This is a genomic window from Pseudoalteromonas sp. B160 (assembly GCF_037162485.1).
In the GTDB taxonomy this organism is placed as follows: Bacteria; Pseudomonadota; Gammaproteobacteria; order Enterobacterales; family Alteromonadaceae; genus Pseudoalteromonas; species Pseudoalteromonas rhizosphaerae.
Genome location: NZ_JARLUX010000001.1, coordinates 1,624,674 through 1,647,766 on the forward strand (window position 1 = coordinate 1,624,674; position 23,093 = coordinate 1,647,766).

The 23,093-nt window shown below is 40.8% G+C and carries 22 protein-coding genes and 4 pseudogenes; 5 read left to right on the forward strand and 21 right to left on the reverse strand.

Going from position 1 to position 23,093, the window contains the following annotated elements:
* Positions 1-17 precede the first annotated feature (17 nt).
* From P4S61_RS22905 to P4S61_RS07555, 12 genes are all read right to left on the reverse strand, one after another.
* Complete coding sequence (locus P4S61_RS22905) at positions 18-1,211, reverse strand: methyl-accepting chemotaxis protein (protein ID WP_442961550.1); 1,194 nt, start codon at positions 1,209-1,211, stop codon at positions 18-20.
* Complete coding sequence (locus tag P4S61_RS22910; RefSeq protein ID WP_442961551.1) at positions 1,175-2,704, reverse strand: PAS domain-containing protein; 1,530 nt, start codon at positions 2,702-2,704, stop codon at positions 1,175-1,177. Before P4S61_RS22910 ends, P4S61_RS22905 begins: the two co-directional genes overlap by 37 nt.
* A gap of 47 nt (positions 2,705-2,751) precedes the next feature.
* Positions 2,752-3,237: a chemotaxis protein CheW gene (locus tag P4S61_RS07515; RefSeq protein WP_145237819.1), complete on the reverse strand. Its 486-nt coding sequence runs from the start codon at positions 3,235-3,237 to the stop codon at positions 2,752-2,754.
* Positions 3,234-3,809 carry a chemotaxis protein CheW gene (locus tag P4S61_RS22915; RefSeq protein ID WP_442961552.1) on the reverse strand — a complete coding sequence of 192 codons (576 nt, stop codon included), beginning with the start codon at positions 3,807-3,809 and terminating at the stop codon, positions 3,234-3,236. The genes P4S61_RS07515 and P4S61_RS22915 overlap by 4 nt, the downstream gene beginning before the upstream one ends.
* Positions 3,810-3,835: 26 nt before the next feature.
* Positions 3,836-5,332 carry a chemotaxis protein CheA gene (locus P4S61_RS07520; protein WP_442961553.1) on the reverse strand — a complete coding sequence of 499 codons (1,497 nt, stop codon included), beginning with the start codon at positions 5,330-5,332 and terminating at the stop codon, positions 3,836-3,838.
* Between the two features lie 15 nt (positions 5,333-5,347).
* Positions 5,348-5,710 carry a response regulator gene (locus P4S61_RS07525; protein WP_145237813.1) on the reverse strand — a complete coding sequence of 121 codons (363 nt, stop codon included), beginning with the start codon at positions 5,708-5,710 and terminating at the stop codon, positions 5,348-5,350.
* 9 nt (positions 5,711-5,719) lie between these two features.
* On the reverse strand, positions 5,720-5,992 hold the full coding sequence (locus P4S61_RS07530; RefSeq protein WP_145238313.1) for an STAS domain-containing protein: 273 nt from the start codon (positions 5,990-5,992) through the stop codon (positions 5,720-5,722).
* 170 nt (positions 5,993-6,162) lie between these two features.
* Positions 6,163-6,786: an SCO family protein gene (locus tag P4S61_RS07535; protein WP_145237811.1), complete on the reverse strand. Its 624-nt coding sequence runs from the start codon at positions 6,784-6,786 to the stop codon at positions 6,163-6,165.
* The gene (gene cyoE, locus P4S61_RS07540; protein WP_337118064.1) at positions 6,783-7,691 is read right to left on the reverse strand and encodes a heme o synthase; all 909 of its coding nucleotides are present in this window, start codon (positions 7,689-7,691) and stop codon (positions 6,783-6,785) included. Before cyoE ends, P4S61_RS07535 begins: the two co-directional genes overlap by 4 nt.
* An 8-nt stretch (positions 7,692-7,699) precedes the next feature.
* Positions 7,700-8,689 carry a COX15/CtaA family protein gene (locus tag P4S61_RS07545; RefSeq protein WP_337118065.1) on the reverse strand — a complete coding sequence of 330 codons (990 nt, stop codon included), beginning with the start codon at positions 8,687-8,689 and terminating at the stop codon, positions 7,700-7,702.
* 17 nt (positions 8,690-8,706) lie between these two features.
* Complete coding sequence (locus P4S61_RS07550) at positions 8,707-9,201, reverse strand: transmembrane cytochrome oxidase associated protein (RefSeq protein ID WP_145237802.1); 495 nt, start codon at positions 9,199-9,201, stop codon at positions 8,707-8,709.
* Positions 9,198-9,938, reverse strand: a complete 741-nt coding sequence (locus tag P4S61_RS07555) for an SURF1 family protein (RefSeq protein WP_145237798.1) — start codon at positions 9,936-9,938, stop codon at positions 9,198-9,200. The genes P4S61_RS07550 and P4S61_RS07555 overlap by 4 nt, the downstream gene beginning before the upstream one ends.
* Before the next feature lie 12 nt (positions 9,939-9,950).
* Between P4S61_RS07555 and P4S61_RS07560 the strand changes: the two genes are divergently transcribed.
* Positions 9,951-10,265 carry a DUF2909 family protein gene (locus P4S61_RS07560; protein WP_145237795.1) on the forward strand — a complete coding sequence of 105 codons (315 nt, stop codon included), beginning with the start codon at positions 9,951-9,953 and terminating at the stop codon, positions 10,263-10,265.
* Here P4S61_RS07560 and P4S61_RS07565 read toward each other — a convergent pair.
* From P4S61_RS07565 to P4S61_RS07590, 6 genes and pseudogenes are all read right to left on the reverse strand, one after another.
* Positions 10,165-11,039: pseudogene (locus P4S61_RS07565) on the reverse strand (cytochrome c oxidase subunit 3). The gene P4S61_RS07560 and the pseudogene P4S61_RS07565 overlap by 101 nt on opposite strands.
* 35 nt (positions 11,040-11,074) lie before the next feature.
* Positions 11,075-11,602, reverse strand: coding sequence for a cytochrome c oxidase assembly protein (locus P4S61_RS07570; RefSeq protein WP_149980422.1), 528 nt, complete (start codon positions 11,600-11,602; stop codon positions 11,075-11,077).
* Positions 11,602-13,200: a cytochrome c oxidase subunit I gene (gene ctaD, locus P4S61_RS07575; protein ID WP_337118066.1), complete on the reverse strand. Its 1,599-nt coding sequence runs from the start codon at positions 13,198-13,200 to the stop codon at positions 11,602-11,604. The genes P4S61_RS07570 and ctaD overlap by 1 nt, the downstream gene beginning before the upstream one ends.
* Positions 13,200-14,340: pseudogene (coxB, locus tag P4S61_RS07580) on the reverse strand (cytochrome c oxidase subunit II). Before coxB ends, ctaD begins: the two are co-directional and overlap by 1 nt.
* A gap of 421 nt (positions 14,341-14,761) precedes the next feature.
* Positions 14,762-15,379 carry a transcriptional repressor LexA gene (lexA, locus tag P4S61_RS07585; RefSeq protein WP_337118067.1) on the reverse strand — a complete coding sequence of 206 codons (618 nt, stop codon included), beginning with the start codon at positions 15,377-15,379 and terminating at the stop codon, positions 14,762-14,764.
* A gap of 74 nt (positions 15,380-15,453) precedes the next feature.
* Entirely contained in the window at positions 15,454-16,248 is a 795-nt protein-coding gene (locus tag P4S61_RS07590) for a hypothetical protein (protein WP_149980421.1), read from the reverse strand.
* Between the two features lie 121 nt (positions 16,249-16,369).
* Here P4S61_RS07590 and P4S61_RS07595 point away from each other — a divergent pair, with 121 nt between their 5' ends.
* Positions 16,370-16,813, forward strand: coding sequence for a PaaI family thioesterase (locus P4S61_RS07595; RefSeq protein ID WP_145242458.1), 444 nt, complete (start codon positions 16,370-16,372; stop codon positions 16,811-16,813).
* Here the strand turns inward: P4S61_RS07595 and P4S61_RS07600 are convergent.
* Positions 16,810-17,190 (reverse strand): hypothetical protein, encoded by a 381-nt coding sequence (locus P4S61_RS07600; RefSeq protein WP_145242456.1) that lies wholly within the window; start codon positions 17,188-17,190, stop codon positions 16,810-16,812. The genes P4S61_RS07595 and P4S61_RS07600 overlap by 4 nt on opposite strands.
* Positions 17,191-17,357: 167 nt before the next feature.
* On the opposite strand from P4S61_RS07600, the gene P4S61_RS07605 reads away from it, so the two are divergent.
* Together P4S61_RS07605 and P4S61_RS07610 are read left to right on the forward strand one after the other, a co-directional pair.
* Positions 17,358-18,074, forward strand: coding sequence for a hypothetical protein (locus P4S61_RS07605; protein ID WP_182731725.1), 717 nt, complete (start codon positions 17,358-17,360; stop codon positions 18,072-18,074).
* 112 nt (positions 18,075-18,186) lie between these two features.
* The gene (locus P4S61_RS07610; protein ID WP_182758022.1) at positions 18,187-18,840 is read left to right on the forward strand and encodes an endonuclease; all 654 of its coding nucleotides are present in this window, start codon (positions 18,187-18,189) and stop codon (positions 18,838-18,840) included.
* 67 nt (positions 18,841-18,907) lie between these two features.
* Here the strand turns inward: P4S61_RS07610 and hmpA are convergent, their stop codons facing one another.
* Entirely contained in the window at positions 18,908-20,089 is a 1,182-nt protein-coding gene (hmpA, locus tag P4S61_RS07615) for an NO-inducible flavohemoprotein (RefSeq protein WP_337118068.1), read from the reverse strand.
* A 10-nt stretch (positions 20,090-20,099) separates the two neighbouring features.
* Positions 20,100-21,331, reverse strand: a pseudogene (locus P4S61_RS07620) (NnrS family protein).
* A 166-nt stretch (positions 21,332-21,497) separates the two neighbouring features.
* On the opposite strand from P4S61_RS07620, the pseudogene norR reads away from it, so the two are divergent.
* A pseudogene (gene norR / locus P4S61_RS07625) lies at positions 21,498-23,065 on the forward strand (nitric oxide reductase transcriptional regulator NorR).
* The last annotated feature ends 28 nt before the right edge of the window (positions 23,066-23,093 follow it).

A 23,093-nucleotide genomic window follows, 5' to 3' on the forward strand; every position in this document is an offset into this window, starting at 1 on the left:
TGCGATTGCAAAAAACGTTAAAATTCCTCCCATTCATCAGCTGAATTAGCAAAGTTATTACCTCGCGCTTTACTACGGATATTATTACTACGTGGTGGCGCGGTAGTAGGAGTTACTGATGCAGTATTAATTACAGCGTCTTGCTGACTTATAGTAAAAAAGTTCAGTAACCGGGTCATATCATTCGCTTGCTCTGACATTGACTCGCTGGCCGCGGATGCTTGCTCAACTAAGGCCGCATTTTGCTGGGTCATTTCATCCATTTGCGAAATAGCTTTGTTGACTTGCTCAATACCTGAACTTTGCTCTTCGGATGCTGCTGCAATATCAGATATCATTTCAGTTACTTTTTGTACTGCAATAACAATTTCTTTTAAAGTGGCTCCTGATTCATTTACTAATAAAGTGCCATCTTCAACTTTACCAACGCTATCTCTGATCAACTCTTTAATTTCTTTTGCAGCCCCCGCGGAACGCTGCGCTAGATTACGCACTTCGCCGGCAACGACAGCAAAGCCACGCCCTTGTTCACCAGCTCTAGCAGCTTCAACAGCGGCATTAAGAGCTAATAAATTAGTTTGAAATGCTATTTCGTCAATCACGCTAATAATATCGGCAATTTTTTTACTCGACTCATTAATTGCCGACATGCTGATCACCGCGCGATTAACAACTTCGCCCCCTTGCTGCGCTTTGTCGCGCGTTTCTTCTGCTAATTCATTAACCACTTTTGCATTATCAGCATTTTGACGTACTGTACTGGTCATTTCCTCCATGCTAGATGCTGTTTCTTCAAGCGATGAGGCCTGCTCTTCTGTACGCTGGCTTAGATCAGCGTTGCCTTGAGATATTTCCTCTGCTCCACTTGCCACTAAGGTTGCCGAGGTATTAATACGATTAATGACTTCCGTTAATTTATCAGCCGTGGTATTGGCATCACGCTTGAGTTTTTCAAACGACCCCTGATACTCTTGCTCTATCCGTTTTGATAAATCACCATTGGCCATCGCATCAAGCATATTAGCAGTACCGGTGACAGCATCATCAACAATACCAATTAAACCATTTAGACCTTTAGCTAAGCGTAAAAAGAAACCGCCCTTACCTTGCTCTGTAACACGAGCGTCTAGATTACCTTTGCGTGCAGAGCTGACTAAGTCAGCAATTTCTTTTTCTATTGCGACTTCGGCTGTTCGATCTTCCCACTCCACCACAGTGCCAATACGTTCATTTTCTGGGGAAAAATAGGGTTCGCAACTAAGCCAAAGGTGCGCCCACCTACAAGTATCTCTGCACTGTAAGTATCGGTTAGCTTGCTTAACAGATTGCGTTGATGAGCTGGGTTTTTATGAAATACATCAATGTTTTGCCCTATTAACTGACTACAATCAAAATTAGGTAAGTCGCGTCGTAAATCTTGCTCTGCGGCGCGCATCATATTTTGCACCGCTTCATTCATATATATAATATCGTTTTTAGTATTTGCAATCATGGTGTTTGTGGCAACCCGATCCAGCGCTCTTCGTACACGTAAATTCTCTTCAGCAGCACGTTTTTCAGCAGTCGATTTTTTAATACTTTCGGTTAAATCTTGCCACTCAATTATTGTTCCTAAGCGCTTACCTTCTTTATTAAACCAAGGGGTCGCAATAATATTAAAAATTAACGATGCAATTTCTAGTTTTGACTCAATAGAGTCGGTCAAGTTTGTATACAACTGAACCTGTTGTGCTGTATTTTCAAAAAATGCCGTAATACTTGAGCCCACTATACTATTGACGGAAAAATCACCTAGTACACTCTGCAGCTCACCTTGTCTGGCTTGGAACATTTGTTTTAATTGATTGTTAGCAAACACTATCTGTAAATCATTGTCTGCCATCATCACACTCGCCTGGCAGATCGTTAATGCGCTCGATAGATCAGCATCCCTTTTTGATTCTTTTTCTAATTCTTTTTGAGCTGTGATGTCTGTCGCATATTTAACCACCTTATAAGGTTTGCCACTGAGATCAAAAATTGGGTTATAAGATGCTTGGATCCATACTTCACTGCCATCTTTAGCGATACGTAAGTACTCACCTGAGTCAAATTCACCATGACCTAATTTTTGCCAAAACAGTTGGTATTGCTCACTTTTAGCAACCTCAGGTTCAATAAATATACGGTGATGCCGCCCGACTATTTCTTCTAACTGATAACCAAATGTCTGCAAAAAGTTGTCATTCGCGATCAACACGCTGCCATCTAAACCAAACTCAATCACCGCTTGAGATTTACTAATAGCAGCAATTTGACCCGCAGCTTCAACAGCAAGCATCTTTTGCGCCGTAATATCACTGGCAAATTTCACAACTTTTATAACATTTCCATGCTCATCCTTAACGGGGTTATAAGTTGCTTGGATCCACACATCTTTGCCGCTTTTACTGATCCGCTGAAACTCATCAGCAATAAACTCTCCGCCTTTCAAGCTTTGCCAAAAGCTTTTATATTCACTGCTCTGAGCTTCTTTTTTAGATACAAACATTGAATGATGCTGGCCCTGAATTTCTTCTAAGGGGTAACCCATTACATCTAAAAAGTTATTATTCGCCGTAATAATTATGCCGCTAGGTTCAAACTCAATCACCGCAAGTGACTTATTTAATGCCGTAACGATTAAATCATTATTTGATTTTTTAGAATTACTAAACCACCCCATGCCCATCACCTTCTTGTTGATCACCATTTGCTATATTTAGTATTTGGCTAAATATCCATTGTTTTTTGCAGGTCCAATAACGCGACCATCTTCTCACCGACATTCACTAACCCTGCGATAAATTCAGCATTCTCTGAGCCGCTAAAGTTAGGCACCGTCTTCGCATCTTGCTCTACAATACTGTAAACATCAGATACGGCATCGACTACCATTCCCATAATCTTGCTATTTTGCTCAAAAATTACTTTCACTACGATCACCACTGTTAACGGTCCATAGTCAATCGTCGCTAAGCCAAACCGTAATCTAAGATCTAAAATAGGTACTATGGTGCCACGTAGATTAATCACCCCTTTTACATAATCTGGGGCATTCGGGATCTCGGTGATCTCCTCCCAACTGCGAATTTCTTGAACAGTTAAAATATCAACACCGTATTCTTCATCAGCCATAATAAAGGTTAAAAACTGCTTAACTCCTTGGGCCTGTTCAAGCATTATTTTGTTATCTAATTCGCTGTGCGCAGAGATCATGAAGCCTCCAAGTTGGCTTGCGATTCAATAATCAATTCTTGGCTACCAGGTTTTCTTAATCCTGATAATTTAATTAAGCCGCTGATATCGACAATCAACGAAACCCGACCATCCCCTAATATAGTGGCACCTGACACGCCATCTACTTTTTGGTAATTAGCTTCTAAACTTTTAATCACTACTTGTTGCTGTGACAATAAATCGTCAACTAACAAACCAATTTTTTGGTTATCGCTTTCAACCACCACTAACAAGGTTTTATCAAGCGTTTCTATCGCACCTTGATGATTAAAAATACTGTATAAACGCAAGATAGGAATGTATTCATCACGCAGTCTAAGTACATCTAGGTCTTTACCCACTCGGCTGACTTTGCTGATATCTATTTGTAATGATTCAACAATAGAAATTAATGGAATAATATAGGTGTGCTTTGCAACCCTCACTAACTGACCATCTAAAATAGCCAGCGTAAGTGGCAAGCGAATAGTGAAGGTAGACCCAACACCTGCAGCAGATGAAACTTCAACCGAGCCATTGAGTGATTGGATATTACGCCTGACCACATCCATACCTACCCCACGTCCGGATATGTCGCTTACCTCATCCGCGGTTGAAAAACCGGCATAAAAATGAGTTCATTAATTTCATCATCATCCAACTCATCAGCTTCACTTACTAGCCCATTAGCAACCGCTTTTTGTTTAATCTTTACAGTATTAAGGCCTTGTCCGTCATCCATGATCTCTATAACAATATTGCCACCTTGGTGAAATGCATTAAGTGTGACTGTACCGACTGGGTCTTTACCTGCAGCAAGACGCTGTTCAACAGTTTCTAGACCATGATCCAGCGAATTTCGCACTAAATGCACCATAGGATCTGATATTTTTTCCATTACAGTTTTATCAAGCTCGGTCTGTTCACCTAACAGTTTTAGCTCAACTTGCTTATTTAGCTTTTGCGAAATATCTCGTACTAAACGCGGAAAACGACTAAATACAAAGCTGATTGGCAGCATTCGGATACGCATTACATTTTCTTGTAAATCACGAGTATTATGAGCCAATTGCGCTAAACCTTCCTGCAAAGAGGCGATAGTCGCTTCGGTGATCTCTTGTTGACCAATTTGGCTCAACATGGCTTGAGTGATAACCAGCTCTCCAACCATATTGATCAATGAATCAACTTTATCTATGCCTACTCTGATTGAAGTAGATTCTGCAGCTGGAGTGCTTGCTTTGACCGCAGTGCCTTTTTTTATTGGTTTAACCGCAGCAACATTGACAACTGCAGGGGCTGAAGTTGAATTAGGGTTTTCCTCAATTACATCAGGTGTTGTAATTTGCGCATCATCATCATCATCATCATCAGCAAATAACCCTCCGCACAACGCGATGGTAATATCAGCATCATCTTCAACCCACTCAAATATTTCTCGAATCGCACTCTCATCTTTTGCTGTGTTTAAAAAGAATCGCCAAGATAAAAAACAATCATCGGGACTTAAATCAGCAATGTCAGGGATCTCATTATTGAAAGCTTGAGTCTCTAAATCGCCCAATTCAGCCAACTCACTGATCATATACAGTGGCTCATTGCCTGTTTTAAATAAATGATGATATGGTTTAAAATCAATCTGATAGGTGTTTAGCGCAAGTTGAGCGGGGCTAGCAGTGACTTCCAGTTTATTTTTTTCGCCTTGATCTACCCCTAAAATCTGTTCAAACTTAATTCTCAGTGCAATAGCTTCGTCTAAATTAGGTTCTTGCTCTGCTTGTAAGCCACGAAGTAACTCCCGCAAGCAATCAACAGATTTAAGTAATAGGTTAACATGCTCTGCGGTAAGCTCTCGTTTCCCCTCACGAATTTGATCTAATAGGGTTTCTAGCACATGAGTAAAGTCAGACACAGAGTTAAAACCAAATGTACCACTGCCGCCTTTGATAGAATGCGCAGCACGAAAAATGGTATTGATTGTTTCTAAATCTTCTTCGCCAGGTACCAAGTTTAATAACTCAGCTTCCATCGCATCTAAGCCTTCAAAACTTTCCTCAAAGAAGACTTCAAAAAATTGACTTAAATCTATACTCATACCCCATCCCCTAGATTAGCGAATTACTTTTTTTAAAACCGCTAATAACTGTTCAGGATTAAAAGGTTTAACTATCCAGCCTGTTGCACCAGCAGCTTTCCCTTCTACTTTTTTGTCCATTCCTGATTCTGTTGTTAGCATTAGCAATGGCGTAAATTTATAGTTTGGTAAGGTGCGTAACTCCCTGATCAAAGTAATACCATCCATCACTGGCATGTTGACATCGGAAATCACAGCATCAAAACCTTGTTGTTTTGCGATGCTAAGTGCTTCACTTCCGTCCTTTGCCTCAGTGACATCAAAACCCGCCTTTTTCAGTGTAAAACTCACCATTTGACGCATCGATGCCGAATCATCCACGGCTAAAATTCTTTTCATATGAACTCCTTAATCTGCATTTTCTAGTATTAGATATTCACTCAGGCCTAAGCGATTAATGGCATTTTTTAAAGGCTCACTTTGCCCAACCCAAATAATTTTGTGATGTACGCACAGCAAGTGCTTTTGCAGAGCACACAATAGTTGAATCGAGGCAGTATCTACGCGTACAACTTCACTAATGTCTAAACAAACATCATCATTGCGGTGTAATTCTTGTAATAAATCTTGGTGTAAGTTTTCAACTTGGGTGATTGCTAGTTCAGCGGGAAGCTTCATCATATTGTTCGCACTTTCCATGTTTAACCAATTCATAACAAAAGCTTAGACTGAGTTAGTAAAAATGCCATAAATGCGTTGAAAAAAGAGTGAAATTATTTACAGGGGGGATAAAAGAAAAACAAAAAAGGAGCTAAACGCTCCTCGAAAATAATTAAAATATACTTATGCTATTAATAATGATCCGCAATCTGTTTAAACTCAGTTATTAATAATTTAGCATTAATTAATGGCACACTGCCCTGTTTAAATTCAGGTTTAAATATGGCCCTTACCGCCCCTTGAGGATCAACCATCGCAATTGAAGCACTATGGTCAACGGCATATTCTTGCTCATCACTATTACTAATTGCGTAAATCAAACCTAACTCTCTAACTAGTGGAAATAGATCTTTATGTTCCCCTGAGACCGCTAAAAAATCAGGATTAAAATAATCAATGTAGGCTTTGCGTTTAGCGACTGTATCGCGTTTTGGATCGACCGCTAAAAACCAAATTTGCAATGGGTATTCATCTTTCAACGCTTTATAAACGCCATTGAGTTTAGCTAATGTCAGAGGGCAAATATCTGGGCAACTGGTATAACCTAAAAACACTAAATTCCATTGACCTTGCAATGTTTGCTTAGTTACTGGCTGAGCATTTTGATCTTGTAAAGTAAAATCACTCAAAGGTTTGGCTTGTTCATATACCAAAGCTTCAACGTCAGGCATAGCGCTGTCACTACAAGCTGTTAACAGCAATAAACTTAACGCCAACCACACTCTCGCCCCACGCTTAACTGCTAAGCTATTCATATAACGAACCATTTATCTATAAATAAGGCGACAAAGAGTATCATTAAATGAATAATTGAAAAACGGAATAAATCCATTGCTGTATCGTCATTCCCCGCTATTTTTAGTTTTACCGCTTTATAGATAAAAATCCCATTAAGTAATGTCGCAGCAATTAAATAAATGAGCCCCGACATACCAATTAAATAAGGCAATACACATACCAAAGCCAATAAAATAGAGTATGCAACTACACAGGTTTTACAAAAATCAATGCCATGAGTGACTGGCAACATGGGGATCTTAGCGCGTTCGTAATCACTTTTGCGAGCAATTGCCAACGCCCAAAAATGCGGCGGAGTCCAAGTAAATATGATCATCACCAATAACCAAGGAGCAGCTGCCATGTGCCTGGTTTCTGATACCCACCCTAACAACGGCGGCATGGCCCCTGCGAGTCCTCCTATAACAATATTTTGTGGCGTTGCACGCTTTAAAAAGGAGGTATAAATAAACGCATAACCAACTAACGCAAATAAGGTTAATACAGCGGTTAAAGTATTAGCCCAGATCATCAACATAATGAAACCACTCACCCCAATAACAGCGGCAAAACTTAAAGCATGCAGTTTAGATAACCGCCCCTTAGCAACTGGCCGATGGCGTGTACGTGCCATTTTGCTATCTATTTCGCTATCAACTACATGATTGATCACCGCAGCTGCTGCGGATAACAAGCCAATCCCCAGTAAACTAATAAACTGTACGCCAATACCACGACCAACATCGGGTGCCAGCGCTAAACCAACCCATGCTGTTAATACCAACATCGCGACTACTTTAAATTTACTGATCGCTAAATAATCATTTATTAAGCCGCTAATTTGGCTAGGTGCTAACTTTGTTATTGCTATTAATGGTGTCATAACTGCCCCTATGTACGTGCTTTTAAGTAAAAACATAAACGAACGACTGTTAACAATAGTATGGCAGCCATTAAATTATGTGCCAGCGCAACGCCGAGCGGGAAATGCCAGTGCACAACCGCCAAGCCCAAACAAATTTGACACAGCAACGCGACCATTACGGAAACTGTACAATGCTTTATTTTTCTCGACACAGCACGGCTATAAATGCGCCACATGATCAGCGCTAATACTACACAGGTAACTAACGCCCACATTCGATGTAATAAATGGATCGACATCCTAGCCTGCTGTGAAAGTACACCATATTCATAAGTACTTTGCTCTAATGGCAACTGAAATACACTACTCAATGAAAACGGCTGTCCGTAACTACACAATGGCAAGCCATTGCAGTGCGGCGCCGCATAATTAGCAGCAAGCCAACCGCCTAGCGCTATTTGCAATACCAACACCACTAATGCGACTAGACTAAGTTTAAAGTAACGCCGAGCTGGGGCGTCGCCGCCAAAAATTGGTTTTGCCGTTAGCCGTAAATACAATAATGTAACCAATGATAAAATACTAAATCCACCTAATAAGTGCCCCAATACAATCAGCGGCTGTAAATTCATGGTGACGGTCCACATCCCTAAAGCCGCTTGGAACACCACCAGTATTAGTAATAGTAAGGGTAATTTAATTGGCGTGGTTGGATATTGACGTTTTAATAAAGCCAATATAAATAACGCTAAAATAAGTAAACCTAACGTGCCGGCAAAATAGCGATGGATCATTTCTTTCCACGCTTTAGCGGTTTCGAACATCATATCAGGGTAGGTTTGCTCTACATGGGCTAAATCAGCCTCATGCTTGGGTACCGTTAAAAAGCCATAGCAACCGGGCCAATCCGGACAACCCAATCCGGCATCACTCAAGCGCGTATAAGCCCCTAAGCCAACAACTAAGATCGATAACATAAAAGTGGCTAATACCAAATGTTTATAGTTTTTATACATAATTGGCACTCCTTAATTTAGCTAGAACGCGAATAGTTAAGTAATTTTTTTAAATCTTTTAACAGTCCTTTTTGAGTCAAACGGTTTTGCTGTGGCTCACTATGGTAGGGATACTGCAAGACCACTAAGCCCATATGATCAATTAGATATAAACTAGCTGGTTGCAGTACATCAACCTCAGGTAACTGACGCCATGGCAGCTCTTTTTGCTGTGTCTGGCCAAGGATGGCTACATCGACTTTACCTTGATTTTTACCAAGAGCGATGTAGAGGTTCTCTAGTGCTTGTAACTGCTGTGCACAAGCTTGTTGGCATTGTGCTGGGTGATTTAAAGCAATAGTCCATTGTTTATGCTCCGTTTTTTTCCAATCTTGTAGTTTTATTTCCTGTGTTAAAAATTCCCCTTTATTACTCGATGCACTAGGTATCCACTCAAGCTTTAACGCCAAATACGCCAGTATTAAAGGCACTAAACAACAGCCAATAAATATTAATAACGGATTGTTTTTCATTGTAATTCCTTCTTTTTAAAAGCAAATACAGCAATAACAAGGCAGGCAATCGCAATCAATAACCATTGCACTGCGTAGGCTTGATGTTTTTCGGGGCTCATCACCACAGCTTGGTAATGCGGCGCAGCAATCTCATCCGCGATACCTTGCCGATAACCAATAAAGTCAATCATGTCGCGACCTGTTTGCTGTGAAAACAATGCTAAATCGATAATTTGTACGCGCTTGGGCCATGCTGTATCCGTCTTGTGTTGTGCATCTTGCAAAGTAAAGCCACTGAGCTTTCCTTGCTTTAATTGCACGGTCATTGCCAAAGGAGTCGATGGTAGGTTTATACTAGGGAGTTGCTGGCGAGTAAGTGGTGCTTTAACCCAACCCAAATTCACCAACAGAGTTTGCTTACTTTGCTGTAAACGCAGCAAGGTAAGTACATCGTAGCCAACCTGACCTTGGTAAACTTGATTATCTAACAACCAATATTGCTGCGTATCTAGCACTCCAGAGATACTTATCTGCAAGCCCGTTTTATTCCAATCACTAGGCAGTTGCTGCATTTGCTGCCAGCTCATTACTCCCTGACTTTGCAGGGCTGCTATTTGTGTTAATTGCTCAGTTTTACTTTCAGCTCGCTGTAATTGCCAATACCCTAGGCGTAAACACACCAATACCACAATGGTTACCACGCAAATGGTAATAATTGAGCTAAGCTTTTGTTTACGCCATAAAATTAACTGCATAAAGGTGACCCAGTGATTATTAAAATTATTATCGTACTGTTGCTACTATTTATACTTTTTAACTTGTTCCGTGCCTTATTTATTATGGTATCGGGTAAAACAGATGGACGGCCTATGTCTCACTATTTAGGCCGTCGTGTGCTGTTTTCTGTTATCGTCTTAGTGGTTGTTATTGCAGCCCTTAAACTAGGTTTCATCCACAGTAACTCATCACCAATTGATAAAGTTACAGCACATATACAAACACAAATAAACACAACCACACCACATCAACAAAATGCCAATACCAAGCTGCGGCTTGAAACGCAAAATGTTTATCTGGGCTAAAGTGGCCCTTTAAAATGCGGATCAGCATGACTAATAATAAAATAGTTCCTAAGGTCACATGCATGCCATGAAAGCCGGTTAGTAAAAAGAAAGTATTGCCATATACGCCAGCATCTAAGGTCAGTCCTAAATCCTGATAAGCATGCATATACTCTACGACTTGCAGCCCTAAAAAACAGACCCCTAATACGATTGTCAGTGCCATAAATACTTTTAATGGCCCACGCTTATTGTTCTCCATGCCTACATGAGCAAAATGTAAGGTAACCGACGAGGTTAGTAATATTAATGTGTTGATCAGCGGCAATCCCTGCCAACCCATAGCCTGTGTAGTACCACCACCGGGTGTAGTAACTAATGGCCAGATTGCTTCAAAAGTAGGCCACAGTACCTCATTGGTCATGGCATTATTTCCGGCGCCGCCAAGCCAAGGCACAGAGATCATCCGGGCATAAAAAGGGCACCGAAAAAAGCCATAAAAAACATTACTTCAGAGAAAATAAACCAGCTCATGCCTTGACGAAACGAGCGATCCATTTGCGCTGAATATAAGCCTTGATCAGACTCTTCAATGACATTTTTAAACCAGCGAAATAGCATAAACAGCAACACACCAATTCCTGCGTAAAGCACATAATGGCCAGCACCACCGCCGCTGCTTGCTTGCATTACGGTAAGACCTGCACCAACAGCAATAAAAAACATCGCAAATGCGCCAACTATTGGCCACGGACTTTGCGCGGGAACATAATATTTTTCGTAATTTTTATCCATTTTGTTTGCTCCTAATTAGCTATTAGCTTGGCAACCTAATTACTAGCCACTATCTGCCCGCTAATATCAAACACGGTATAAGACAAAGTTAACTCTTCAACATCTTCAGGTAATTGCGTATCAACATAAAAAAGCAGTTTAAATTCCACTTCTTCACCTGCTTTCAAAGGTTGTTGATCGAAACAAAAGCAAGCCATTTTATGCAAATACTTAGCTGCTTTGCCTGGAGACACCGACGGTACCGCTTGCATAACTTTATCTTCATTACTGGTATTTTTTGCTCTAAACAGCACTTCGCGCATAGCTCCGGGCTTTACTACCACACTATACTCATGTGATTGCACCTCAAATGGCGCTCCACTTTGCGCATGAGTTGTGAAGCTTACGTCGATTTCTCGTGCCTCATTAACACTCGTACTTTGCTTTGCTTGCTCTAACGAAGGCTTACCATTAAGGCCTGTTACATCACAAAAAACGTCGTACAACGGCACCAAAGCAAACGCAAAAGCGAACATGCCAAGACATATTAAAACTAAGCGCTTAAGCAGTGGTGCATGACTCATTACTTAATCTCCGGTGGCGTTTCAAAAGTATGATAAGGCGCAGGCGATGCCACCTCCCATTCCAAACCCTCAGCACCATCCCACACTTTGGCGGGCACTTTATCGCCGCCTCGTGCACACTTAAATACTACAACCACAAATAACAATTGTGATAAACCAAAAGCAAAGCCACCAATACTAATAATCGCGTTAAAGTCTGCAAATTGCAGTGCGTAGTCAGGAATCCGGCGCGGCATACCGGCCAAACCAACAAAGTGCATAGGGAAAAACAATACATTCACGCTCACTAAAGACAACCAAAAATGCCATTTAGCCAAGGTGATATTGAACATATTTCCCGTCCATTTTGGCAGCCAATAATACGCCCCGGCCATAATTGAAAATATCGCCCCAGTCACTAACACATAATGAAAATGCGCCACCACAAAATAAGTATCATGGTATTGAAAATCAGCAGGAGTAATCGCCAGCATCAACCCAGAGAAACCACCTAAAGTGAATAACACAATAAACGCAATACTAAATAACATAGGCACTTCAAAACTAATCGAACCACGCCACATGGTGGCTACCCAGTTAAATACTTTGACCCCAGTTGGCACCGATATCAGCATAGTTGCATACATAAAAAATAATTCGCCAGCGACAGGCATACCTGTGGTAAACATATGATGCGCCCAAACTATAAAGCTAAGTAAAGCAATCGAAGATGTGGCATATACCATAGAGGCATAACCAAATAATTTTTTACGTGAAAAGGTCGGCACTATAGTCGAGATAATGCCAAAGGCTGGCAGAATCATAATGTACACTTCAGGGTGACCAAAAAACCAAAATATGTGCTGGAACATCACCGGATCACCGCCCCCAGCAGCATCAAAAAAGCTGGTTGCAAAATACTTATCAGTCAATACCATAGTCACAGCACCGGCCAATACCGGCATCACAGCAATCAATAAAAAAGCGGTGATAAGCCATGTCCACACAAACAGCGGCAGCTTCATCCAAGTCATACCTGGCGCACGTAAATTAACGATAGTTACAATCACATTGATTGCGCCCATAATTGAGCTAATACCCATGATGTGAATAGCAAAAACAAATAATGCGGTATTATCGTTACTGTAAGTTGTTGACAGTGGTGCATAAAAAGTCCAGCCAAATGCCAGGCCACCACCTGGCATAAACAGGGATGCCAGTAAAATAATAAAAGCAAAAGGTAAAATCCAAAAGCTCCAATTATTCATCCGTGGTAATGCCATATCTGGTGCGCCAATCATGAGTGGTACCATCCAGTTAGCCAATCCTGTAAAGGCCGGCATAACGGCACCAAATACCATGATCAAGCCATGTACTGTGGTCATTTGATTGAAAAAGTGAGGCTCTACTAACTGTAAGCCAGGTTGAAATAACTCTGCGCGGATCACCATCGCCATGGCGCCACCAATTAAAAACATCGTCAACGAAAAAATTAAATATAAGCTACCGATATCTTTATGGTTAGTAGTATAAAGCCAGCGTTTAAAACCTTTCGCAGGATGATGATGTCCATCATGGTGTGCAGCTTGATCATGTTGTTGCTCTGTTACGCTACTCATTATTTAGCCTCCGAAGTTGCATCAATCGCGGCTTGTATCTGACTCGGTTGAATTACATCCCCAGTGTCATTGCCCCATGCATTACGCTTATAGGTGATCACAGCTGCTAGCTGCTTGATTGATAACTGCTTGTCAAATGCTTGCATAGCGGTACCTGGGCGACCATGAAGCACTACATCAATATGATCTTTAATATCTCCTAATACTACCGGACTGCCTTTGAGCGCCGGAAAACCCTGGTAAGCCCATACCTGTTGGTTGGTGACACGCAGCGCAACTGGCCATATAGACTTGCTCGCCGAGTGTCATTAATTCTTCTTTTGGTAATGTTTGATCTAATAATGCAGCATCAGCAATTGCAGCGTTTGCTTTTGCCTGCTTAGCTTCGCTCAGCCAGTTTGCAAATGCTTGCTCAGATTTAGCTTCAACCACCACAGGCATAAAGCCATGATCCTTTCCGCATAGTTCTGCACATTGCCCTCGATAAATGCCCTCTTCATTAATTCTGGTCCAAGTTTCATTGATAAACCCAGGGTTAGCATCTTTTTTCACTGCAAAATCAGGCACCCACCAAGAATGAATAACGTCGTCTGAGGTCATTAAAAATCGTACTTTTTGATTAATTGGCAACACCAAAGGTTTATCAACTTCAAGCAGGTAATTAGGGTTTTTATTTGCAAGATTAGTTATTTCATCTTGAGGTGTAGCAAGCATTGAATAAAACTCAACATCTTCACCCATGTACTCATAATGCCATTTCCATTGAGAACCAGTAATTTTAATCGTGAGATCAGCTTTACTAGCATCTTCCATTGCAATCAAAGTTTTTGTCGCAGGAATTGCCATACCAATTAAAATCACAAACGGGATTGCCGTCCAAAGGATTTCAACTTTAGTACTTTCATGAAATTGGGCTGGTTTTGCCCCTTTAGATTTACGGTGGTGGATCAGTGCCCAAAACATCACGGCGAACACGATGACCCCAATCACACAACATATAATAAATATTGTCATGTGCAGCTGATAAACATCATTACTTATATCTGTTACGCCCTTACGCATATTAAACTGGCTATTAGCCAATACTTGCTGCGGTAGAACAAACAATATAAGCCACAAGGTAGAGCTCAATTTACCCATGTGACGGCTCCTTTAAATGCTATTGCAAAACGCAAAGCGAAAAGGCGGCACAGCTTTATTCGCGCCAATTCGTTATTTTTTATTGTTACTGAATATTAACGCAACCCTAAATTATGCTATTGAGCAAAATTGTTAGACTTTTAAAGTAGCTGTTAAGACAGTGTATTAACCAATTAGTTAAAAAATGAACAATTAGCAAGTTTTAAGAGCAATTAAATTCTTTTTTGGTGCATAAATAACAGCTAAAAATCAGCGCGTTATTTTGTAATTAGGGATAATATTAGAGGGCTAAAAGTAGCTGACAAGTAGATTTGATAGGGCTTAGGACGCTATAGCTAAGTATAAAATCTAGCCATTAAAGCGGTAAAAAATTAAATGCACCAAACTTCACCAATTTGGTGCAAAATACAGATCAAAAAATTTACATCCAATCAGCGTTGCGGATCACCCCAACAGCTAACCCTTCAATATTGAAAGATTCATGTTCAAGATCCACTTCAATCGGTGAAAATTCATCGTTTTCAGCATGTAAAAAAACTTTTTTACCTGCTTTTTCAAGGCGTTTTACTGTTACATCGTCATCAACACGGGCAACCACCACTTGGCCATTTTCAGCAACTTGAGTGCTGTGTACTGCCAATAAATCGCCATCCATAATACCAATGTCTTTCATACTCATGCCTTGCACACGCAGTAAAAAATCAGCAGCCGGTTTAAACAAGAGTGGATCTATTTTGCAATGACTTTCAACATGCTGCTCTGCCAAAATAGGCTCACCAGCGGCAACTCTGCCTATTAGAGGTAAACCAAGTTGTTCCGGCTCATCCTCTTCAACTAACTGAATACCTCGACTAGCACCGAGCTTCATTTTAATAACGCCCTTTTTCGCTAATGCCTTTAAATGTTCTTCCGCTGCATTAGCACTTTTAAAACCTAACGTTTGCGCAATCTCAGCACGGGTTGGCGGCATACCGGTATCTTTAATAAAAACTTTAATAAGTTCGAGAATTTGAGCTTGGCGATTCGTTAATGGGCGCATACAACTGGTTTTCCATACAGTACATTTAACTGTGAGTATATACAGTTATCTGAAAATCGCAAATATAAATTGGCTTAAAATCGCGCCGTTAATAACAAGCTCATACTATTTAAACCACTTCCAGAATCAAGCGCAGATCCAAGACCAAACTTTAATGCTACATGTTGATTAAACCAATATTGCGTTTGCAGTTCATAGTTGTCTTTTAGATTTTTCTGATTCCGAATATTGGCAACGACTCCCACTGACCATGCTTGATTTACATAATAAACCGCCTGCCCCTGCACATAACGATAACGCCCTGCCAATTGCTTTAGCTCTAAATCCCAACCTTGATTGCTAACTATATTTGTCCAACGAACATAAGGTGCATAAGTCCATTCAACCGCGACTCTTTCATTATCTTTGCCAAACCACATATCATGGCGCTCTAAGCGACTGTAATATACATTGAACCCTAGTTGTAACTGTTCATTCATTTGCTTACCAACAGCGGCACTCACTAAATAATCAGTATTTTGCCAATAGCTATTATCCTCACAGAGGCGCTGCGCGCTGGCACTAATAACTAATCCTGCGGGACCATAGATGGCAGCATCGGCATTTAAATAGCTAAAATCATCATTAGCAAACCCACCAATAGCATAATTATTGACTTGATTTAAATACGCTTTTAGCTCGTATGGACCAGTCAAAGATTCAAGATCTTGCGCAAAATATCGGTATCGTGCGCCTAAAAAAGATTCATCTAAACCAGCTAAATCGGTAAAACCAATATCGAGTTGATGTTGGGTACTAGCAACAGCCTGCGGCTGAGCAACAAGGCTCATCAATAATATTGCACCACATCCAAATACCTTTACTTTCATCCTTAAGATCCATTAACAGTTAGATAATATAGGTACATTTTATCTATTTTTATGATCTTAACTGTAGGAAAATGTTTAAAAGTGTAGACTGATTTAGTAAATAACTTAGTGAGGTAGACAGATGAGTATTTGGTATCAACCGATCACCCTAGCACAATGTAAGCAACTTGATGACGGCATAAGTGGTCAAGGCACATTGATGAAAACCATGGGCATTGAAATAAGTGAAATAGGCGATGATTATTTAGTAGCAACGATGCCCGCGATCCCAGCTCATCATAACCCTATGGGTATGGTGCATGGCGGCGCAAATGTTGTACTTGCAGAAACGGTGGCGAGTTATGCTGCAAACTTTGCTGTTGATTTTACAAAGTTTTATTGTGTTGGCCAGGAGATCAATGCCAATCATCTAAAAGCATCACGTAATGGTTTATTAACCGCGATAGCAACACCACTACACTTAGGCAAGCGTACATCCGTATGGGAAATAAAAATCACCAATAGTCGTGGAGAACTGTGCTGCGTATCAAGAATGACCGCAGCAATTGTAGAGCGAAAAGGCTAACTTGAAAGTGGATAAATTGTAATTTCAATACCTGCGCCAATAGCAGAAATACGCAATAAAGTATCGGCACTGAGCGCTTGATTAAAGCATTTTGGCGAAGTGCCTGATTCAAAGCCAATATCAAAGGTGCGCTTTGAGCATGATAACCACTGCTTTAATGCATTGCGTGAGCAAGATTCAATTAACTCACATAAGTGGTTAATCGCTTTATCTGGTGAGATAACGTCTTCATTAGACTCAATACGTGCTAGTTGACGGTACTCATCTTTATCGTAATGCAAAACCACAGCACTTTTTTTTAAGTCTGCAACTAACAAACTAATATCTTGCTTTGATTCAAGCTCTAGATCTACATTTAAAAATTGAATTTCCGACATTGTTTCATTTTTACCCTGCGTTAATAACAACGCAAACTTTAACCTAATTTTGCGTATATACCAAATCTAGAGTAGCTAGTTTTATTTTGTTGATGCGACAATTTGCCACATTGGCAAACTCAATATAATTTATAGAATACCGCACTAATAACAAACAGGTAGTCACTATGGATAAACGCATTTTTAAACATGCGCGTAAGTTTCACAAATGGTTAGGTTACTTATTAGCGCTACAAATTTTTGCATGGTTACTCGGTGGTTTAATTATGAGTGCTATACCGCTTGAAAAAGTTCACGGTAAACATTTAGCTGCGCGGCAATTAAATAACCCATTCAAACAAGCTGATTATCTAGCCTCAGTTGATAATATCGTTTCACAAATTACTCAGCCAAGACAAATTAGTTATAGTCACTTTTTAACAATCCCTACCATTATTGTGAGCAACAGTAACGGTGAGTACAGCTTTAACGGAGTTACTGGCAGTCCTTTGGTAGCACCGAGTAAAGCGCAAATTATTGCCAATGCCCAAGCTCATCTATTAATTAATGCGCAAGTAACAGACGCGATCAAACTAGCTAAAGGTACTCGCGAAGTTGGCTTTAAAGAAAATATTTGGCAAGTAAATTTTGACGATACGTTTAACACCACACTATATTTATCCGCTGATAGTGGCCAAGTTATTACTGTTCGCAGCACAATTTGGCGAATTTTCGATTTTTTCTGGATGTTACACATAATGGACTATGATCAACGTGAAGATTTTAATAACCCATTATTAATTAGTTTTGCAGCCAGTAGCATATTGTTTTGTTTAACTGGCTTTATTTTATTACTACAGAATATCCGTTTTAGAAAACGTACTTCCCGTCGCCCAAGTAGCTAACCTTACCTTGTAGATGAGTTGAAATTCCCACTACATCACACAGTTAAGCGATTTACTTTTTGAATAATCGCTCTAAACTAGCGCTTCCTGTAGTTCACTAAAGTGATTGGATATGCCGCATTTAATTATTGCGCTGGTATTGTGTTGTGTGAGTTTTAACCTTTATGCAGAACAATTCACCAGTTTTTACAGCGCAAAAAAACACCTCATCGAAACCCTTCCTGATAACGCCACCAGCCTCTATTGTGGCTGTAATATTAAACGCCAAGGTAAAAAACTGGTGCCCGACCCAAATGCATGTGGTTATGTGCCTCGCAATGCGGTTACTCGTTCAGGCAAACCAAATGCGCGCGCAACTCGGATTGAGTGGGAACATATTGTGTCTGCATGGGAATTTGGTCACCAGCTACAATGCTGGCAAGAGGGCGGCCGAAAAAATTGCATTAAAGTCAGTGCGCAATTTCGGAAAATGGAAGCTGATATAAATAATCTCGCTCCGGCAATTGGTGAAATAAACGCAGACCGCTCTAATTACAGCTTTGGCATGATTGCAGGTAATGCAAGCCAATATGGTCGCTGCCAAGTAAAGGTAGATTTTAAACAGCGTGTGGTAGAGCCGCCCTTTTATGCACGAAAACGCATTGCCGATGCTTATTTTTATATGCAAAAAACCTATGGTTTAAAAATTTCCGACAAGCAACAAAAATTATTTACCGCATGGCAAAACCAAGCTTTGGCAGCGAAAAATAGCAATGCTGTACTTTAAATAGCCAAAACCATAAAAAAGGCGCATTTCGCGCCTTTTCACTTAAAACCTGCATTTAGTTTCGTCATTAAATATCTTGATGTGGGCCAAACACCTCGTAGTGAATACGCTCAGCAGCAACTTCTAATACGAGTAATTGCTGTTTAATTGCAGCCATAAACCCCGTTGGGCCACAGATGTAGAAATCACCTTCTTCAAGCGGTAGCTGCTCAGCAACAGCGCTGACATTCATCAATCCAGTAAACTCAGCTCCCTCGCCACCTTGATTAAACCAAGTGTAGTAATTTAATCGAGTATGCGCCGCGGCTTGCTCAGCCAAAAACTGACTAAATGAATGCTGCAGGATATTTTCACAGGCGTGTAAATAGGTGACCGCTTGATTCGATGTATCACATAATAATGTTTGTAACATTGCCAGCATCGGTGTTTGACCAACGCCCGCAGAAATTAATACCACAGGTTTTTTATTTGCGCGTAAAAAGAAGTCTCCAGCCGGTGGATAAAGCTCCACAACGCTGCCCACATCAAGTGAGTGCAAATAATTAGATACAATCCCCGCTGCTGGCAATAACTCTTTTTTCACGCTAATACGGTAATTTTCACCATTACTTTGCTGAGAAATAGAGTATTGGCGTATCTCACTATACTGTGCATAAGCTGGTTTTACTTTGATACCTAAATACTGCCCTGGTTTATGAGTCATTACCGCTTTACCATCGACTGGCACTAAAGTAAAACTGGTTACTAACTCTGATTCAGGCTGTTTTTTAGCAATAACAAATGCTCTAGTACCCGACCAGCCACCGTGGTTATTTTTACTGTGCTCGTATAGCGCCGCTTCTTCGGTAATACAAATATCAGCAAGTAGTGCGTAAGCCTCACGCCATGCATATTCAACTTCAGCTGTAAATTGCTCAGGGATCAATTCTTTTAAAGTGCCAATCAGGTGTCCGCCAACTATTGGATAATGCTCAGGTAAAATATGCATGCTGGTATGCTTATGATTAATGCGTGCCAGCGCCTCTTTTAATACGGCTAAATTATCAATATTTTGAGCATACGCAGCCAAGGCATTAAATAATGCAAATTGCTGACGGCCACTACGTTGATTGGCCATATTAAAAATATCCTGCAGCTCAGGGTTATGACTAAACAGCCGGTTATAAAAATGCTCCGTGACAACGGTGCCCGCCTGCGCCAATAAAGGCGCTGTGCTTTTTACTATTTCAATGGTTTTATCAGATAACATACAACTTCCTTTAACCACGACGCCCATCAACACGACGCCGCGTTAAAATAGGAATACAGTGGAATAAGAACAATAAAAATGCCACGATCCACAGTACAGCACTCAGCTGCCATGCGATGTGTGGCCCAATAACAACTGGTAATAACGAACGAATAATTGCTGCAATAAACACTAAAGCAAACGCCACAGCCATAAAGTGAGGAATAGTTAAAGGGCGGCCAGTATGACCATGAGATACCCGCGTCATCATCGCTAAGATCATCATGCCAATCGTACCTATAGTGATCATATGCAGCGCGTCTTTAAACAAAATAACCGAGCTGTAAAAACTCAGCGCAAGCAATACTAAACCAAGCCCAAGAGCTAGATAAGAGAAGTGCAACGACCATAACAGTGGTACTTTGAGTATTTGATTATTCCACCACAACAATGAGCGACTTAAATGCACTACAGCAACAACAGCCAATGCCCAACCAGGATTAACGCTTGCTATAAATAATTGGCTGATAAAATAAAGCGCGACAGCAAACAATGAGCTGTAAAGCAGCACTTTATCTAAACGAGGAGTACGCACTTGCTCCGCTAAACCAAGACCACGAGCAGTAAAAAAGGTAATACCCGCCCAGCCACCACACCGACAAGTAAGGTCATTACTAGTACTGCGGTATCGGCGACTGCCAATGCAAGTAGCATGTTTTGTTGTATTGCTAAGCATAAATAAATAATATTGAGCACACACAATGCGCTTAGCATCAGTAAAAATTGGTAGTTATTTTTATTGCCAGCTTTAAGGAGCATATTAGCCAGCGCCATAACTGCACCTAACCACCAAAGCAATTGGAACAATAACACCGCATATAAACTAAAGTTTTCAATACCTGCACTGGTAATAAAAAACGCAACACGAGCTGCTAGCCACACTAGGGTTAGCAACATCAATTTACGACCATTAATACTCGCAACCCCGCTCCAAGTTTGTGCTGCGGTTAATAAAAACCCCACAGCTACAGCGCCTGCAAAGCCAAACATCATTTCATGGGCATGCCAAAGTGTTGCTGGCATAGTCAATTGCCATCTGGCATGGCCTGTTAAAATGAGTAACCAATAACTAATCGACAAAACGGCCAATAAGCCAGCTCCTAAAAAGTAGGGCCGAAATGCTAACATCCATAACGGCCATTGACTGACTTGATAAAAACGCACTTTTTTGGGCATTGGTTCGGTTAAATTGATTGCTCGCATCAGCGTATTAGACTCATCTATCTAGGTATTTATAACACGCTATTGCACAAGCCGAGCCAAGATTTAAACTGCTTATTATTCAACATATTAACTATTTTGCTATTGACAAAAAAGTCTTTATGACTCACCTTTAAATAAGATAAAAACACATTTGAGTCATTTTGACATGGTAGATAAACAAAGCTTACTTAATGTCGCCCTTGTGCTTGCTAAAGTGAGCGACCAAAAGCAGCCTTTTCAGCAGTTAATTCAGTGTATCAAACAAGTAATACCCAGTGACGCTATTGCACTGCTTACCTTACAAGGCGATGTGTTAAAACCACAAGCTATTCATGGACTGACGCCTGACACCCTAGGACGACGCTTTGTAATAAACGAGCATCCACGTTTACATGCCATTTGCAACGCTAAGCAACCATTACAGTTTGCCCATGATTGCCCAATTCCTGATCCGTACGACGGTTTACTATCGAGCAAAGCTGGCGATATTCCTGTTCATGCTTGCTTAGGCATCCCTCTACTTGATAGCGACGATAACTTACTCGGGGTGATCACCCTCGACAGTCTCGATGCAAATGCATTCGACAGTTTTGACCTTGAGCTATTTACTCAACTAGGTACGCTTTGCTCCGCGCATTTGCAAACTGTATTAAAACTGCAGCAATATCAAAACCACGCGCAACATAGTAGCGCTTTAGTGCAAGAGCTAAACCGCGAAGCGCTTACCCGCGATGGTGCAGAGATCATCGGCCAAAGCACGGCCATGCAAGCCCTTCGAAGCGATATAAAACTAGTGGCGGCTTCTGAGTTTAGTGTCTTGATCCAAGGTGATACCAGGGTAGGTAAAGAGCTAGTAGCACGCAATATCCATCTTCATTCAAAACGTAGCGAAATGCCGTTAATTCACTTAAATTGTGCATCATTACCAGAGAATCTCGCCGAAAGTGAATTTTTTGGCCACGCCAAAGGCGCATTTACCGGCGCCCATAATGCACGTCAAGGCAAGTTTCAGCTGGCTGATGGTGGCACCTTATTTTTAGATGAAATTGGTGAACTGCCACTTGCCATGCAAAGTAAACTATTGCGCGTCTTACAAAGTGGTGAAATCCAAACGGTTGGTGAAGATGAAGTAAAATACGTCGATGTAAGGGTTATTGCGGCTACAAACAGGCATTTAAAAACGAAGTCGCTCAAGGGCGTTTTCGAGCCGATTTATATCATCGGTTAAGTGTTTACCCGCTCAACGTTGCGCCACTTAAACAACGCGAAAACGATGTAATTTTACTTGCAGGTTACTTTGTTGAAAGAACAGCTCGTAAGCTAGCTATCAAACAACTCAAACTCAGCGTCGAAACGCAACTACTACTCACTCAATATGACTGGCCGGGGAATGTGCGAGAACTTGAGCATGTGATCAGCCGTGCAGCATTAAAAGCCAAACAAAGCCAGTGGCAGCAAGCAATAATTACTATTGAACCTGCTCATTGTGAACTTAACCTAAGTACAAATAACCCAGCGCCTGTCGCATTAACAACTGCCGATAACAATAACATAAATAAACAAAATTTCTCGCTCAAACAAGCAACGGATACATTTACTCAGCATTTAATCAGCCAACAGCTAGAACAACATAATTACAACTGGGCCAGTGCAGCACGAACATTAAAAGTTGATCGCGCTAACTTAGTGCGATTAGCCAAACGTCTCGGTATTACAGTAAAAAAATCTATTTAATGTGTATTTTATACACCCAAACTTGGCT